The 15,523-nt window shown below is 74.7% G+C and carries 13 protein-coding genes; 11 read left to right on the plus strand and 2 right to left on the minus strand.

What is annotated here, in order from left to right:
• Positions 1 to 177 precede the first annotated feature (177 nt).
• Positions 178 to 864 (plus strand): LPXTG cell wall anchor domain-containing protein, encoded by a 687-nt coding sequence (locus tag AB0N76_RS08330; protein WP_363554475.1) that lies wholly within the window; start codon positions 178 to 180, stop codon positions 862 to 864.
• A gap of 89 nt (positions 865 to 953) precedes the next feature.
• Here AB0N76_RS08330 and AB0N76_RS08335 read toward each other — a convergent pair whose 3' ends face one another.
• Positions 954 to 1,601 carry an ATP-binding protein gene (locus AB0N76_RS08335; RefSeq protein ID WP_363554477.1) on the minus strand — a complete coding sequence of 216 codons (648 nt, stop codon included), beginning with the start codon at positions 1,599 to 1,601 and terminating at the stop codon, positions 954 to 956.
• Between the two features lie 228 nt (positions 1,602 to 1,829).
• Here AB0N76_RS08335 and AB0N76_RS08340 point away from each other — a divergent pair, with 228 nt between their 5' ends.
• The 10 genes from AB0N76_RS08340 (at position 1,830) to AB0N76_RS08385 (ending at position 14,551) form a co-directional block, all read left to right on the plus strand.
• Positions 1,830 to 2,660 (plus strand): hypothetical protein, encoded by an 831-nt coding sequence (locus tag AB0N76_RS08340; protein WP_363554479.1) that lies wholly within the window; start codon positions 1,830 to 1,832, stop codon positions 2,658 to 2,660.
• A gap of 216 nt (positions 2,661 to 2,876) precedes the next feature.
• A complete protein-coding gene (locus AB0N76_RS08345; RefSeq protein ID WP_363554481.1) occupies positions 2,877 to 3,656 on the plus strand; it encodes a YcnI family protein in 780 nt (259 codons plus the stop codon).
• A gap of 101 nt (positions 3,657 to 3,757) precedes the next feature.
• Positions 3,758 to 4,453, plus strand: a complete 696-nt coding sequence (locus AB0N76_RS08350) for an SCO family protein (protein ID WP_363554483.1) — start codon at positions 3,758 to 3,760, stop codon at positions 4,451 to 4,453.
• Positions 4,450 to 4,989 (plus strand): copper chaperone PCu(A)C, encoded by a 540-nt coding sequence (locus AB0N76_RS08355; RefSeq protein WP_363554485.1) that lies wholly within the window; start codon positions 4,450 to 4,452, stop codon positions 4,987 to 4,989. Before AB0N76_RS08350 ends, AB0N76_RS08355 begins: the two co-directional genes overlap by 4 nt.
• A gap of 32 nt (positions 4,990 to 5,021) precedes the next feature.
• Positions 5,022 to 7,130, plus strand: a complete 2,109-nt coding sequence (locus tag AB0N76_RS08360; RefSeq protein ID WP_363554487.1) for a FixH family protein — start codon at positions 5,022 to 5,024, stop codon at positions 7,128 to 7,130.
• A 5-nt stretch (positions 7,131 to 7,135) separates the two neighbouring features.
• Positions 7,136 to 8,479 carry an iron uptake transporter deferrochelatase/peroxidase subunit gene (gene efeB / locus AB0N76_RS08365; protein WP_363554489.1) on the plus strand — a complete coding sequence of 448 codons (1,344 nt, stop codon included), beginning with the start codon at positions 7,136 to 7,138 and terminating at the stop codon, positions 8,477 to 8,479.
• Between the two features lie 191 nt (positions 8,480 to 8,670).
• Positions 8,671 to 9,606: a prephenate dehydratase gene (gene pheA / locus AB0N76_RS08370; RefSeq protein WP_363554492.1), complete on the plus strand. Its 936-nt coding sequence runs from the start codon at positions 8,671 to 8,673 to the stop codon at positions 9,604 to 9,606.
• A gap of 546 nt (positions 9,607 to 10,152) precedes the next feature.
• Positions 10,153 to 11,427, plus strand: a complete 1,275-nt coding sequence (serS, locus tag AB0N76_RS08375) for a serine--tRNA ligase (protein WP_363554494.1) — start codon at positions 10,153 to 10,155, stop codon at positions 11,425 to 11,427.
• A gap of 79 nt (positions 11,428 to 11,506) precedes the next feature.
• A complete protein-coding gene (locus tag AB0N76_RS08380; protein ID WP_363554496.1) occupies positions 11,507 to 12,355 on the plus strand; it encodes a Cof-type HAD-IIB family hydrolase in 849 nt (282 codons plus the stop codon).
• Between the two features lie 342 nt (positions 12,356 to 12,697).
• Positions 12,698 to 14,551: an LCP family protein gene (locus AB0N76_RS08385; RefSeq protein WP_363554498.1), complete on the plus strand. Its 1,854-nt coding sequence runs from the start codon at positions 12,698 to 12,700 to the stop codon at positions 14,549 to 14,551.
• A gap of 64 nt (positions 14,552 to 14,615) precedes the next feature.
• On the opposite strand, the gene AB0N76_RS08390 is transcribed toward AB0N76_RS08385, so the two are convergent.
• Positions 14,616 to 15,380 (minus strand): sporulation protein, encoded by a 765-nt coding sequence (locus tag AB0N76_RS08390; RefSeq protein ID WP_363554500.1) that lies wholly within the window; start codon positions 15,378 to 15,380, stop codon positions 14,616 to 14,618.
• Between the last annotated feature and the right edge of the window lie 143 nt (positions 15,381 to 15,523).

Below are 15,523 nucleotides of genomic sequence, written 5' to 3' on the forward strand. Positions count from 1 at the left end.
CCGTCCGGCACGGCCACGCCGTCCGCCGAGCCGACCGGCACGGCAACGGCAACGGCAACGGCAACGGCAACGGCAACGGCAACGCCGTCCGGAACCCCGTCGGCCGGTTCCACCCCCACCTCGACCGTTCCGACCCCCATCCCGCCGTACGGCTGCTTGGGCATCTCGCAGGCCCCGATGCCGATCACCGCGAGCGGCCCGGCGGACGGCTTGGTCGTCGCCGGCGGCGCCCCGCAGGACTTCACGGTGGTGTTCGAGAACTCCAGCTCCGCGAAGGTCGAGAAGCTCCTCCTCAACGCCGGCCTCGCCGCCCCGCTGGGCCCCGACGCGCCCGGCGTCCAGGCCCGCGTGGGCGACTCCGACTGGCAGACCGTCTCCTACGGCGGTCGGCCGACGAGCCTCGGTTCCTTCCCGGTCGAGCGCGGCGGGAAGGTGACCGTGAAGCTGCGGGTCACCGCCGGCGCGAAGACCCCGCTCGGCGCCTACGGCTTCACCCTCAGCGGCCAGACCGAGGTCCTTCCGCCCGGCTCGGCCCCGGCTTACAAGTACAACTGCCCCCAGCTCAGCGGCTCGCACACGGGCACCATCAAGGTCACCGACAAGGCGCCGGCCACCACCGCGCCCACGGCGACCGTCTCGCCCACCGCGAGCGCGTCGCCGACCGCGACGGCCACGACGGCCGCGCCGTCCGCGAGCACCTCGACCGGTCCGGGCACCGCCACGACCGGCAGCACCGGCAGCCACCTCGCCGAGACCGGCGCGAGCTCCGGCACCATGCCGCTCGCCATCGCCGGTACCGCCACGATCGCGCTCGGCGCCGCCGCCATCTTCGTCGCCCGCCGCCGCAAGGCCACCCGCGACTGACCCCCGCCCCACCCCGACGTCCCGCCCGCGCGCACCGGCGCACGGGCGGGACGTCGCTTTTCAGAGGGAGGAGGGGGAGAGCGGGCGCGCTACGACACCGCGCGGAGCAGGGCGTCGTCCTGCCACTTGAGGATCTTGTCGAAGCTGACGATCGCTCCCCGGAGGGGGTGGTTGCGGAGTTGGACGTGGTCGGTGAGGGCGTGGATGAGGAAGAGGCCGCGGCCGGATTCGGCGGTGAGTTCGGGGAGGGTGTCGAGGTCCACCGGGCGCAGGGTGGGGAGCGGGGCGGCGGCGGGGAGGGGGGCGGGCAGGACGTGGGTGTCGTAGGGGCGGCCGTCGCGGCGCGGGCGGTGGGCGGTGAGCAGCGGGCCGGGGACGGTCGGGCGGCCGCGGCGGGTGCGGCGGTGGGCGGCCGGCCGGGCGGGCGGGGCCGGGGCCGGGGCGGGTCGGCGGACCGGGTGGGCGGGGGCCGGGGTGGGCAGGCCGGGGCCGGAGTCGGTCACCTCGATCCGCAGCAGGTCGCCGCTGATCGAGGCGGTGACCTGGTAGCCCTCGTCGGGCCGGCCGCCGGCGCCGTGCTCGACGGCGTTGGCGCAGGCCTCGCTGAGGGCGACGCCGAGGTCGTGGGCGATCTGCGGGTCGACGCCCGCGGTCGCCATCGCGCCGAGCAGTATGCGGCGGGCCAGCGGCACGCTGGCCGGGTCGCGCTTGAGGTGCAGAGTCCACCAGATGTCCACGGGAGGTCCCTCCTGGCTGCGGCTCCACATATAACGAGGTATCTCCGAGCCGTGCGGGGGTGAACCGTGCCGGAGGTCCGCTACCGCTCGTTCGGCGGATGGACTGGGGGACGGGCTTGTGCCGAGCGGCGCACTGCGGGGCCCGCACGCGGGGCCGAACGGGGCATTCGTAGGGATTTCCCACCCTGCCGACCCGGCGGGGGTAGGCGATGAGATGATGTCCCGGCCATGACTGCCCCAGCCGCCGCCCCACTCCCGGGCGCCCCCGTACCGGACGCTCCGGTGGGGGCCGCCGCCTGGGACCTGCGGCTTGCCCGGGCCCTCCCGTTCGCGTTGGTGTGCACGCTGATCGCGGCCGCCGGGCACGCGGTGGCGGGTGGCGGGAACGTGGCGCTGCCCGCGCTCGGCGCGGGTTTCGCGGCCGTGCTGCTGCTCGCCGTCGCCCTGGGCGGCCGGGAGCGCTCGCTCGGCGCGATCGCCGGGGCGCTGGGTGCCGGCCAGTTCGGCCTGCACCTGCTGTTCCACTCCTTCGGCGGCCACGCGGCCGCCGGCGCGCACCACGGCGGTCCGCTGGGCTCCGGCCCGCTGACCCTGCCGCAGGTGGCGGGCCGGCTGATCTGCAACGAGGCCCGGCCCGGCACGCTGATCGGGCTGTCCGGCAATCCGACCGCGGAGCAGCTGGTGGCCGGCGCGGGCCTGGACCCGCAGGCCTACCCGGCCGCGCCGTGGTGGCAGGGCGACGTGCTCGGGATGACGCCGGCGATGTTCGCCGGCCACCTGGCCGCGGCCCTGCTGGCCGGCTGGTGGCTGCGGCGCGGCGAGGCGGCGCTGTGGCGGCTGGTACGGATCGCCGTGTCGGCGGCCGAGAGCCACTGGGCGGCGCCGTTGCGGACGGCGTGCGCGCTGGCCGCGGTGCTGCTGCGCGGTCTGTTCGGCGTGTCCGGCGGCCCGGTCCGCCGGGCGGGTGGCCGCGGCGGGGACGACCCGCTGCCGGCCGGTGCCGCGCTGCGGCACAGCGTGGTGCGGCGCGGGCCGCCGGTCGGGGCCTTCGCGTACTGACCCGCCCCCGCGGTGCCCCCCATCGGTGCCGGCGTGACGGGTGTGCGCGCAGCCGAGCCGTACCCGCCGCACGTCCGGAGCCCTGAAGCCCGTGCGGTCCTGCGGCCCTCCCCCACCTCGTCCCCACGCCGCGCGGCAGCCGCCGTGGCACGGAGAAACCCGTGCCGGTGAGCGGTCTGCCTGCCGTCGAGCCTCCGATCGGAGACCACGAACACCATGCGTTCCCTTCCCGCCCGTCGTACCGCCGCCGTCGTCCTCGCCGCCGCCGCCTCCGTGGTGGCCCTGGCCGGTCCCGCGTTCGCGCACGTCACCGTGAACCCGGGCAGTGCCGAGCAGGGCGGCTACACCGCCGTCGACTTCCGGGTCCCGAACGAGAACGACGCCGCCGGCACCGTCAAGCTGGAGGTCAACCTCCCGCTGGACCACCCGCTGGCCTCGGTCCGCACCCAGCCGCTGCCGGGCTGGACCGCCGTCGTCGAGAAGTCCAAGCTCGACAAGCCGATCAAGGTGCACGGCAACGACGTCAACGAGGCGGTCTCCAAGATCACCTGGACCGCCGACGCCGGCGTGAAGATCGCCCCCGGCCAGTTCCAGGAGTTCCGCGTCTCGCTCGGCCCGCTGCCGACCGACACCGACAAGCTGGTCTTCAAGGCGCTGCAGAGCTACGAGAACGGCGACGTCGTCCGCTGGATCGACGAGGCCAAGGACGGCCAGCCGGAGCCGGCCAAGCCCGCCCCCGTGCTGAAGCTGACCAAGGCCACCTCCGCCGACGGCCACGGCGACAGCCACGGCACCACCCCGACCGCCACCGCCGCCCCGTCGGCCGGTGCCGAGGGCCACACCCACGGCGACGCCAAGGACGAGGCGTCCTCGAACGACAAGGCCAGTGACTCCACCGCCCGGGTGCTGGGCGTCGTCGGCATCGTGGTCGGCGTGATCGGCACCGCCGTCGGCATCCTCGGCCTGCGCCGCAAGAACAGCGGCCCGGCCTCCTGACCCCAGCACCGGCGGGGCCGCGTCCGGCACCCGTCGCAGGCCGTGCCCGCGTCCCGGGCGCGGCCCCGCCGGTGATCCACCGCATACGATCGGACCTCGCCATGCCCAGCTCCGCCCGTTCCGCCCGCACCGCCCGCCCCGGCCGCCGCGCCCGCCTGGCCGGGGCCGCCGCCGTCGCCCTGGCCGCCGCGCTCACCCTGACCGCCTGCGGCTCCGACGGCGGCTCGTCCGCCCCCGCCAAGGTCACCAAGCAGAAGTCCGACTCGCCCTACGAGGGCACCGTGCTCGGCAAGAACTTCGAGAAGCCGGACCTCCAGCTGACCGACACCGCCGGCCAGCCGTACGACCTGCGCCAGAAGACCGCCGGCAAGACCACGCTGCTGTTCTTCGGCTACACCAGCTGCCCGGACGTCTGCCCGACCACCATGGGCGACATCGGCGTGGCGATGAAGAAGCTCTCCGCGGAGGAGCGGCAGAAGGTCAACATCGTCTTCGTCTCCACCGACCCGCAGCGCGACACCCCGCAGGTCCTGCGCACCTGGCTGGACTCGATGGGCAGCGACTTCATAGGCCTCACCGGCGACCTGGCCAAGGTGAAGACGGCCGCCAAGACGCTCGGCATCCTGATCGAGGACCCGGTGGTCAACGGCGACGGCACCGTCACCTCCACCCACGGCGCCCAGGTGCTGGCCTTCCTGCCCTCGGACGACAAGGCGCACCTGCTCTACCTGAGCGGCACCGAGGTGAAGACCTACGAGCACGACCTGCCGCTGCTCGCCAAGGGGGTGGCCGCGTGAACGGCCTCGGCGGCACCCGCACCACCCTCGGCTTCCGCCGGACCGCGCTCGCGGGGGCGGTGCTGGCGACGGCACTGGGCGGCGGCGCCTTCCTGGTCGCCTGCGGGGCGGGCGGCCAGGACGGCGCCGGCGGCGTGACGGCCGAGGCGGCGGCGAGCAGCGGCCCGGCCCGGCTGAGCGTCGCCGACTCCTACATCCCGCTGCCCCCGGCGGGCGGCATGGGGGCCGGCTACCTGACGGTGCGCAACGACGGCGGCGAGGGCGACGAGCTGGTCAAGGTCTCCAGCCCCGGCGCCTCGTCGGTCACCATGCACCGCTCCACCGCCAGCACCATGGAGCAGGTCGAGAAGCTGGACGTGCCCGCGCACGGCGCGCTGCAGCTCGCCCGGGGCGGCACCCACCTGATGATCATGGGATGGCAGAAGTCCCCCACCGTGGGCGACGAGCTCGAACTGGACCTGACCTTCGCCCGGACCGGCACCATCTCGGTCAAGGTCCCGGTCAAGGAGCTCACCTACCGCCCCGGCCAGCAGTAGCCGACCTCGAACAGCAGTAAGGGATCCACACGATGCTGATCGGACGGCTGACGGCCCGCCGGATCGCCGGACTGTTCGGCGTGCTCGGCGCGGTGCTCGCGCTGCTGCTCGCCGGCGCCGGACCGGCCGCCGCGCACGCCACCCTGCAGTCCACCGACCCCGCGCAGAACGCCGTCCTGGCCGCCGCGCCGCAGAGCGTCACGCTGACCTTCAGCGAGGCGGTCTCGCTGTCCGCGGACTCGGTGCGGGTGCTCGACCCGGCCGGCAAGGCCGTCGACTCCGGCAGCCCGGCGCACGCGGACGGCAAGCCGAGCACGGCGCGAGTCGGCCTGAGCTCCGGGCTCGCCAACGGCACCTACACGGTCGCCTGGCGGGCCGTCTCGGAGGACTCGCACCCGATCGGCGGGGCGTTCACCTTCTCCATCGGCGCGCCCTCGGCCACCACGGTCTCCACCACCGAGCTGAGCAGCGCCGAGGCGGACGGCACGGTCGCCGCGCTGTACGGCACCGCGCGGACCGTCGCGTACGGGGCGTTCGCGCTGCTGGTCGGCGCGGCCGGCTTCGTGCTGGTCTGCTGGCCGGGCGGGGCGGCCCGGCGGCCGGTGCAGCGGCTGCTGATGACCGGCTGGGTGGCGCTGCTGGTCTCGACGGTCGCGGTGCTGATGCTGCGCGGCCCGTACGAGCGGGGCTCGGGGGTGGCCAAGGCCTTCGACCTGTCGCTGATCCGCGCCACGCTGGACGAGCGGATCGGGACCGCGCTGGCGGCCCGGCTGCTGCTGCTCGCGGCGAGCGGGGTGTTCCTGTCGCTGCTGGTCGGCCAGCTCGGGCAGCCGTCGGGCCGGCCCGGTCCGGCGTCGCCGGCCACTCCGACCACTCCGGCCGCGCCGGCCTCGCCGGGGGACCCGGAGGAGGCCGAGCTGCGGGAGCTGGAGCGGCGCGCCGCCGAACGCCCGCAGCGCGAGGCCCGGCTCGGCCTCGGCGTCGCCGGGCTGGTGCTCGCGGTCGCGCTCTCCGCGACCTGGGTCGGCGCCGACCACGCCTCGGTGGGCATCCAGGTCTGGCTGGCGCTGCCGCTCGGCATGCTGCACCTGATCGCGATGGCGCTCTGGCTGGGCGGCCTGGCCGCGATGCTGGTCGGACTGCGCGAGGGCATCGGCGCGGAGGTCGCCGACCGGTTCTCCCGGATCGCGTTCGGCGCGGTCGTGGTGCTCGCCGGCACCGGCGTCTACCAGTCCTGGCGCGGCCTGGGCAGCTGGGGCGCGCTGACCGGCACCGAGTACGGGCGGCTGCTGCTGGTGAAGACCGGCTGCGTGGTCGCGATGCTCGGCGTCGCCTGGATGTCCCGCACCTGGCTGGCCCGGCTGCGGGCCACCCCGGAGGAGGCGGCGGCGGTCGTCCCGGCGACCGTCCCCGCGGCGGTCGGCGCGACCGCGGACGCGGCGTCGGATTCGGGGTCGGCGTCGGCGTCGGCGTCGGCGTCGGATTCAGGGTCGGCCCGGGCCGAGGACCCGGTCCGGCAGGCCCAGCTGGCCCGGCAGCGGGCCGCCCGGACCAACGCCGACCGGGACCGCGGGCTCACCCCGAACCGGGCCGGGCTGCGCCGGTCCGTGCTGGTCGAGGCGGCGGTCGCGGTGGCCGTCCTGGTGGTCACCACGATGCTCACCAACTCGCCGCCCGGACGGGTGGCGGGCGAGGTCGCGGCCGGAGCCGCCAACAGCGCCGCGAACGGCACCGCGCCCGCGGCCGGGACGGCGTCCGGCACCGGCGGCGGGCCGGCCCCGCAGACGGTGCCCGGCCAGACCATGGAGCTCAAGCTCCCGTACGACACCAAGGGCCGGACGCCGAACGCCAAGGGCACGGCGACCGTCACCCTCAACCCGGCGCGCACCGGGTCGAACGAGGTGCACCTGAAGCTGGACGGCACGGACGGGCAGCCGGTCGACGTACCGGAGCTGGAACTCGCCTTCACCCTGCCGGACCGCGACCTCGGCCCGCTCACCGTCCCGCTGACCGTCGAGGGCACGGGGCGCTGGACCGGGACGGCTCAGCTGCCGCTCGCCGGGAACTGGGTGCTGTCGGTGGTGATCAGATCCTCCGACATCGACCAGACCACGGAGATCAAGCAGCTGAAGATCGGGTGACCGTCATGAAGAGCACCACGAGCACCACGAACGGCAAGAGCACCAGGAACAGCAAGAACACCGAAGGCCCCGAGGGCGTCGAGGGCAGTACCCCCGGCTTCACCCGGCGGGCGCTGCTCGGGACCGCCGGGGCCGGCCTGGTGGTCGGGGCGGGCGCCGGCGCGGCCGCGGCCGTCGTCCTGGACCGCCCGGACCGGTCCCCGTCCGGCGGGTCCGCCGACGCGGCCGCCGCCGGAGCGGCCCGCGGCCTCGGCCCGGCCCGGCTGCCGTTCCACGGCGAGCGCCAGAGCGGCATCCTCGACCCGCAGCAGGCCCGGGTCCAGCTGGCCGCCTTCGACCTGGCCGGCGGCGTCGGCCGGGACGGGCTGCGCACCCTGCTGCAGCGCTGGTCACGGACCGCCGCCCGGATGGCCGTCGGCGAGCCGGCCGACGAGTTCGAGAACCAGATCGCCCTGGACGCCGGCCCCTGCTCGCTCACCGTCACCTTCGGCTTCGGCGCCGGTCTGTTCGACAAGGCCGGGCTGGCCGACCGCCGCCCGGCCGGTCTCGAACCGCTGCCCGCCTTCCCGGCCGACGCGCTCGACCCGGCCCGCGGCGACGGCGACCTGTTCGTCCAGATCGGCGCCGACGACGCGCTGGTCGCCGTGCACGCCCTGCGGGTGCTCCAGCGGCAGGCGGCCGGAACGGCGGCGCTGCGCTGGCAGGCGTCCGGCTTCGCCCGCACCCCCGGCGCCACCCCGAACCCGATGACCGGGCGCAACCTGATGGGCCAGGTCGACGGCACCAACAACCCCAAGCCGAGCGAGGACGGGTTCGCCGCCAAGGTGTTCTGCGCCGCCGGGGGCGAGCAGCCGGCCTGGCTGGCCGGCGGCTCGTTCCTGGTGTTCCGGCGGATCCGGATGCTGCTGGACAACTGGGAGGCGCTGCCGGTGGACCGCCAGGAGCGGGTGATCGGGCGGCGCAAGTCGGACGGCGCCCCGCTCGGCGCGCCCGACGGCGCGGGCGAGTCCGCGCCGGTGGACCTCGGCGCGCAGGGGGCGGACGGCGCGCTGGCGATCCCGTCCGACGCGCACATCCGGGTCGCGGCGCCGGCCGCCAACGGCGGGGCGGCCATGCTGCGGCGCGGCTTCTCGTACCACGACGGGCTGCTGCCCGACGGGTCGCCGGACGCCGGGCTGCTGTTCCTCGCCTTCCAGGCCGACCCGCGCAAGGGCTTCACCCCGGTGCAGCGCAAGCTGTCCCGGGGCGACGGCCTCTCCCGCTTCCTGCGGCACGAGGCCAGCGGCGTCTACGCCGTCCCGCCGGGCGCGCCGCAGGGCGGGTACGTCGGGCAGACCCTGCTGGACTGAGTCGGCCGGACGGCGGGCCCGGCGGATCCGCCGGGCCCGCCGTCCGCCGCTCGCAACGCCTCCTCCCACGGAGTGGAACGCGATCGTGGGAGGGGGCGCGGAGTGGCTAAGGTTGGCTGCTTCCGGTGTCCTCGGACGCCATGGCGCCGTCGGGCGCCGCTCCCCGTTCCCCCCGTTCCCTTGGAGGCGTCATGTCGGCAACCCGCTACACGTACCTCGGGCCGGCGGGGACGTTTACCGAGGCGGCCCTGCGCACGCTGCCCGAGGCGGCGACCCGGGAGCTGGTGCCGATGTCCTCGGTGCAGCTGGTGCTGGACGCGGTGCGGGGCGGCGAGGCCTCGGGCGCGTTCGTGCCGATCGAGAACTCGGTCGAGGGCGCCGTCACGGCGACCAACGACGAGCTGGCGGCCGGCGCGCCGCTGATGATCTACCGCGAGGTGCTGCTGCCGATCACCTTTGCCCTGCTGGTCCGACCCGGCACCGGGCTGGCCGACGTCAAGACCGTCACCAGCCACCCGGTGGCCCAGGCGCAGGTCCGCCGCTGGCTGGCCGCCAACCTGCCGGACGCGCTCTGGGAGTCGGCCGCGTCCAACGCCGACGGGGCCCGACTGGTGGCCGAGGGCCGGTACGACGGGGCGTTCGCGGGCGAGTTCGCGGCGCCGATCTACGGGCTGGACCCGCTGGTCAAGGACATCGTGGACGCGGCGAGCGCGACCACCCGGTTCGTGCTGGTCGGCCGGCCCGGGCGGATCTCCTCGCCGACCGGGGCGGACAAGACCTCGATGGTGGCCTGGCTGCCGGACGACCACCCGGGCGCGCTGCTGGAGCTGCTCCAGGAGTTCGCGGTGCGCGGGGTCAACCTGATGCGGATCGAGTCCCGGCCGACCGGCGAGGGGCTCGGCAACTACTGCTTCCTGATCGACTGCGAGGGGCACCTCAGCGACCGCCGGGTGGCCGAGGCGATGATGGGCCTGAAGCGGATCTGCCCGCAGGTGCGGTTCCTCGGTTCCTATCCGCGCGCCGACCGGCAGGCCTCCCGGCACCAGCGGCCGGGCACCTCGGACGCGGATTTCTCCGCGGCCTCGGATTGGCTCTCCCGCTGCCTCGACGGCCGCGGCGACATCTGAGCGACACCGACATCTGAGCGACACTCCGGGTGGGACCGGCGTTGGCCGGTCCTTTTCCCACTGTTCTCCACCGTTTCCGGCACCGCGCCCGGGGTCGTTCCCGGCGCCCTCGGCGGCCGTCCACAGGGCGGCCGCCGGTGCGAGCGGCTTGTCCACAGGGGCGGGTTCTGTCCACAGCCGCGAGTTATCCACAGGCCTGGGGATGAGTCGACAAACCGGTATAGCCACTGCGCACATCGGTCGGATCATCGGTTTGCGTCGCAGAGATGACTAATCGGACCAGAGTCACCCGGCTGCCAGCAAATCACCCGTCCGAGTGCTTCAATTCCCTCACTCGGGAAGGTCAAATGAGGTTTGAAACCTCAATTCCCCGGTTCATTTTGTCGGCCGCCGCGCTCGACCGACGATCCACAGGCCGGGCCGCGCGCCTGTGGATAACCGTCGTCCGGGCGGTTGCACACAGCGGTTATCCACAGGCCGGGGCGAGTTATCCCCAGGGGAAAACCGGTACCGGTGGACGGGCCCCCGCCCGGTAGGCTTGGGCCCGTGATTGACCTTCGCCTGCTCCGTGAGGACCCTGACCGAGTGCGCGCCTCGCAGCGCGTCCGTGGCGAGGACGTCGACGTGGTCGACGCCCTCCTCTCCGCCGACGAGCGCCGCCGGTCCTCGGGCACGCGCTTCGACGAACTGCGCGCCGAGCAGAAGTCGCTCGGCAAGCTCGTCGCCAAGGCCCAGGGCGAGGAGAAGACCGCCCTGCTCCAGCGCACCAAGGAGCTGGCCGCCGAGGTGAAGGCGGCCGACGCCGAGCAGGGCGAGGCCAAGGACGAGGCCGAGCGCCTGCTCCGCTCGCTGGCGAACCTCATCGACCCGGCCGCCCCGGTCGGCGGCGAGGAGGACTTCGTCACGCTGGAGGAGATCGGCACCCCGCGCGACTTCGCCGCCGAGGGCTTCGAGCCCCGCGACCACGTCGAGCTGGGCCAGATCCTGGGCGCGATCGACACCGAGCGCGGCGCCAAGGTCGCCGGTGCGCGGTCGTACTACCTGACCGGTCCTGGCGCGCTGCTGGAGCTCGCCCTGGTCAACATGGCGATCGCCCAGGCCACCGCCGCCGGCTTCGTCCCGATGATCACCCCGGCCCTGGTCCGCCCGGCCGCCATGGACGGCACCGGCTTCCTCGGCCAGGCAGCGGAGAACGTGTACTTCCTGGAGGACGACGAGCGCTACCTCGTCGGCACCAGCGAGGTCCCGCTCGCGGCGTACCACATGGACGAGATCATCGACGCCGACAAGCTGCCGCTGCGCTACGCCGGCTACTCGTCCTGCTTCCGCCGCGAGGCCGGCACCTACGGCAAGGACACCCGCGGCATCATCCGCGTCCACCAGTTCGAGAAGGTGGAGATGTTCGTCTACACCACTCCCGAGGACGCCGAGAACGAGCACCGCCGCCTGCTCCAGTGGGAGAAGGACTTCCTCAACGCCCTCGAACTGCCCTACCGGGTCATCGACGTCGCCTCCGGCGACCTCGGCGCCTCGGCCGCGCGCAAGTTCGACATCGAGGCCTGGATCCCGACCCAGGGCAAGTACCGCGAGGTCACCTCGACCTCGAACACCACCGAGTACCAGTCGCGCCGCCTCGCCATCCGGATGCGCGAGGAGGGCAAGGTCCGCCCGCTGGCCACGCTGAACGGCACCCTGGTCGCCGTCCCGCGCACCATCGTGGCGATCCTGGAGAACCACCAGCAGGCCGACGGCTCGGTCGTCGTCCCGGCGGCGCTCCGGCCCTACCTCGGCGGCCGCACCGTGCTGGAACCGGTCAAGTAGCCGGTCCGGCCGGGCGACCGGCCGGGTAATACCCCCGCGGCACCGCGGGACGAAGCAACTCCCGGGAGACGCACGGCCCATGAGCACCACCAGCCCCAGCCCCGTCTCCCCCGCGGACGGTGGCGGCCTGCCCTACAGGCTGGTCGCCACCGACCTCGACGGCACCCTGCTGACCAGCGCGGAGACCGTCTCCGAACGCACCCGCGCCGCGCTGGCCGCCGCCACCGGCGCCGGGGCGCTGCACATCATCGTCACCGGACGCTCGGCCGCCTGGGCCCGCCCGGTCTTCGACCAGATCGGCTACCGGGGCATAGCCGTCTGCGGACAGGGCGCCCAGGTCTACGACGCGGGCGCGCACAAGCTGCTCACCTCGCTCACCCTGGACCGCCGGCTGGCCGCGCTGGCCATCGCCAAGATCGAGGCCGAGACCGGCCCGCTGGCCGTCGCCGCCAACCAGGACGGCCTGGAGGGCGACGTCCTGGCCGGCCCCGGCTACCGGCTGCAGATCGGCTCCGAACTGCCGGTCGTCCGGGCCGAGAAGGACGAACTGCTCGCCGCCCCGGTCAGCAAGCTCTACATCCAGCACCACGACCTCTCCGACGACGAGCTCGCCGAGGCTGCCCGCCGCGCCGCCGGCGACCTGGTCGGCGTGGTGATGGCGGGCCCCGGCGTCGTCGAACTGCTGCCGCTCGGCCTCTCCAAGGCCACCGGACTGGCCGTCGCCGCCCGCCGGCTGGGCGTGCGCGCCGCCGACACCATCGCCTTCGGCGACATGCCCAACGACGTGCCGATGTTCGGCTGGGCGAAGCACGGCGTCGCGATGGCCAACGCGCACGAGGAACTGCTGGCGGTCGCCGACGAGGTGACCGTGAGCAACGACGAGGACGGCGTCGCGGTGGTCCTGGAGCGCCTCTACCCGATCGGCTGACGCCCCGGCCGGAGTGGCGGGCCCGGGCGAGGTGACGGGCCGGACGGCGTACGCCGAGCGGCGCGCCCTGGGCGACGCGCCCCCACAGCCCGGTCCCGCGCGGCACGCGCCCCGGCCGCGCGCCTCCGCGCAACACGCCCCGAACGGTGTGGCCCCGGGCGAGGTGACGCCCCTCGTCGGGGTGAATTCCGCCGCACCGTAAACGGGTTCAGCCGTTGGGGTGAGCCGCTGCGCCGAAGCGGCGGGTCGGCGGGGGTGCGGCCGGATTCGACGGCCGGGCGGCGGCGGAAGGGTTTGTATGCTCCCAGAGTTGCCCGCTTCCGCCGCTGAGAGGTGCGCGCCATGTCAGGCCAGTGGGACGAGGGCCCGCCGGAACCGGCTGGGCGACGACGCGCCGACGGCGGCGTCCGGACCGGACGGCCCGAGGAGAGCCCGGGCCGGGTCCCGGCACCGCGCCCCGGCGGCCGGGCCGAGGCCCGCCGCGCCGCCCAGAGCCGGCTCGCCACCGGCCGCCCGGGCCGGGGCGGCGGCACCGAGGGAGGCCGGGCGGCCGCCCGCGCCGGCCGGCGGGACGGGTCGGCCGCGCTCCCGGACGGACGGCTCCCCGATGACCGGCTCCCCGACGGCAGGCCCCCCGACGGCAGGCGGGCCGGACCGCGCGGCCCCGCGCGGAGCGGCCGGCGCGGCGCCCGGCGGATCATCGCCTGGTCGGTGGCCGGGGTCCTGGTCGTGCTGGCCGGCACCGGTGGCGCCGTGTACTACAAGCTGAACGGCAACCTCCGGACCTTCGACCCGGGCGCCGTCTCCCCCGACCGCCCGCCCGAGGCCAGCCCCGACTCCCACGGCAACCGGCCGGTCAACCTGCTGCTGATCGGCTCCGACTCGCGCTCCGGCAGGAACAGCGACCTCGGTGGCGGCGACGAGGGCGGCGCCCGCTCCGACACCACGATCCTGCTGCACGTCCACGCCGACCACCGGCACGCGGTGGGCATCTCGATCCCGCGCGACGCCCTGGTCACCATCCCCCGCTGCAAGCTCCCGAACGGCAAGTGGACCAAGGAGCAGCCCGGGCAGATGTTCAACTCGGCCTTCTCGGTGGGCAACACGGAGTCCGGCAACCCGGCCTGCACCCAGAACACCGTGGAACGGCTCACCGGGATCCGGGTCGACCACACCATCGAGGTCAACTTCGAGGGCTTCGCCGCGATGACCGGCGCGGTCGGCGGCGTCGACGTCTGCCTGCCCAACGACATCTACGAGGGGAACATCAACCCCAATCTCGGCCGGAAGGGCAAGGTCGTCCTCCCCAAGGGCCGCCAGCGGGTCTCCGGCCAGCAGGCGCTGGACTACGTCCGGCTCCGGCACGGCATCGGCGACGACTCCGACGTCGGCCGGATGAAGCGTCAGCAGGCCTTCCTCGCCTCACTGCTGGCCAAGATCAAGGGCGCCGGACTGAACCCGGGCACGCTGCTGCCGCTGGCCGACGCGGCCACCCGGTCGATGACCGTCGACCCGGGCCTCGACTCGGCCGCCAAGCTGGTGGACTTCGCGCTCGGCCTGAAGGACATCGACCTGCACGAGGTCAAGTTCCTGACCACGCCCTGGCGTTACAGCGGGGCGCGGATCGACCTGGTGCACCCGGCGGTCGACAACCTGTGGCGGACCCTCCAGGCCGACCGGACCATCGACGGCCAGGACGCCACCGGCCGGCAGGAGGACGCGCCGTCGCCGTCCGCGCCCCCGTCACCGTCCGCCACTCCCACTCCGTCGCCCTCGCCGCTGGTCACCGACGGTCCGCCGATCCGGGTCACCGTCTACAACGGCACCAACGCCCCCGGCCTGGCCGCCCGGGCCGCCGAGACGCTCCGGTCGGCCAGGGTCACCGTCGCCGGGCTGGCCACCGCGCGCAGCACCGCCCGGGCGGCCACCACCGTCGAGTACGGGGCCGGTCAGCGGGCCAACGCGGAGAAGGTCGCCGCGCTGTTCCCGGGCGCCGCGGTCGCCCCGGGGTCGGCGGCCGGGATCAGCCTGCTGCTCGGCCGGGACTACGCCGCCGGGAGTCCCGGTGCGGGCGGGAGTGCCGGCCCCTCGGCGGATGCCGGCCCGTCCGGCGCCCCGGCCCCGCTGCCCACCGAGGTGGTCAACGAGGCCAGGTCGGCCGACGACGACATCTGCAGCAACGTCTCCTACGGCTGACCGCCGCGCGGGGACGCCGCGCAGGACCGCCGCGCGGGGCCGCCGCACCGGCCGGGGCGGCGGGTCAGAGCGCCGCGCGGATCCAGCCGTCGACCAGCCCGGTGAGGTCCTGGTCGGCCTGGCCGTGCTCGACCACGTGGGTGCGGATGACGTCCCCGCCGCCGCCGAACAGGCCGCCGCGCTTGTCGGCCTCCAGCACCACCTCGACCTTGTGCGGGGTGGTCACGAAGGTGACCTCCAGCGAGTTGCAGGCGTGCGCGTACTGCGGCGCCGAGGAGTACTCGATCTCCTGGTAGAACGGCAGGGTCTGCCCGGTGCCGCGGATGTGCCCGGCCTCCAGGTCCGCCGACCGGAACCGGAAGCCGAGCTGGAGCAGGGTCTCCAGCACCCGGCGCTGCACCGGCAGCGGCTCGACCTCCAGCGGGTCGGAGTCGCCCTTGTCCAGCGCGCCCGCGATGTCGACCTCGGTGCGCACGCCGAGCTGCATGCCGTGCAGGCGCTGCCCGGCGATGCTGGTGACCGGGGTCTCCCAGGGCACCTGGACGGCGAACGGGATCGAGCGGTTCTCGCCCGGCGCCAGCTTCAGCGGCTCGGTCACCGAGAAGCGCGCGAACGGGTAGAGCCCGGTGCTCTCGCCGTCCTCGTGCTCGATCTCGACCCGGGCGACCAGCGTCAGCGTGATCCCCCGGATGTCCGCGTCCACCGTCCCGCCGGTCAGCTCGACCGTCCCGGCCATCGTCCCGCCGGGCTGCACGACCGGCGTGCTCAGGACGGTGTCGACGCCGGGACCGCCGACGCCCAGGGCACCGAGCAGCTTCTTGAACACCATGCGGACGCTCTCCTCGCATCAGGGGGGTGTGTCGACCGGAGGAACGCCGACCCGCCGTGGACGGTTCCCGCGACGTTCATCCGCAGTTGTAGGATGACCGGGCAATCGGTTGTAGGATGACCGACGACCCAGCTGAGCGATGG

Origin of the sequence: Kitasatospora sp. NPDC093806 (assembly GCF_040683335.1) — a bacterium.
Taxonomy (GTDB): Bacteria; Actinomycetota; Actinomycetes; order Streptomycetales; family Streptomycetaceae; genus Kitasatospora.

Excerpts from the sequence above, each read along its gene's own strand:
- AB0N76_RS08330 (WP_363554475.1), top strand. The coding sequence starts at position 178 with ATGCCGATCACCGCGAGCGGCCCGGCGGACGGCTTGGTCGTCGCCGGC.
- AB0N76_RS08340 (WP_363554479.1), top strand. The coding sequence starts at position 1,830 with ATGACTGCCCCAGCCGCCGCCCCACTCCCGGGCGCCCCCGTACCGGAC.
- AB0N76_RS08345 (WP_363554481.1), top strand. The coding sequence starts at position 2,877 with ATGCGTTCCCTTCCCGCCCGTCGTACCGCCGCCGTCGTCCTCGCCGCC.
- AB0N76_RS08350 (WP_363554483.1), top strand. The coding sequence starts at position 3,758 with ATGCCCAGCTCCGCCCGTTCCGCCCGCACCGCCCGCCCCGGCCGCCGC.
- AB0N76_RS08360 (WP_363554487.1), top strand. The coding sequence starts at position 5,022 with ATGCTGATCGGACGGCTGACGGCCCGCCGGATCGCCGGACTGTTCGGC.
- efeB (WP_363554489.1), top strand. The coding sequence starts at position 7,136 with ATGAAGAGCACCACGAGCACCACGAACGGCAAGAGCACCAGGAACAGC.
- pheA (WP_363554492.1), top strand. The coding sequence starts at position 8,671 with ATGTCGGCAACCCGCTACACGTACCTCGGGCCGGCGGGGACGTTTACC.
- AB0N76_RS08380 (WP_363554496.1), top strand. The coding sequence starts at position 11,507 with ATGAGCACCACCAGCCCCAGCCCCGTCTCCCCCGCGGACGGTGGCGGC.
- AB0N76_RS08385 (WP_363554498.1), top strand. The coding sequence starts at position 12,698 with ATGTCAGGCCAGTGGGACGAGGGCCCGCCGGAACCGGCTGGGCGACGA.
- AB0N76_RS08390 (WP_363554500.1), bottom strand. The coding sequence starts at position 15,380 with ATGGTGTTCAAGAAGCTGCTCGGTGCCCTGGGCGTCGGCGGTCCCGGC.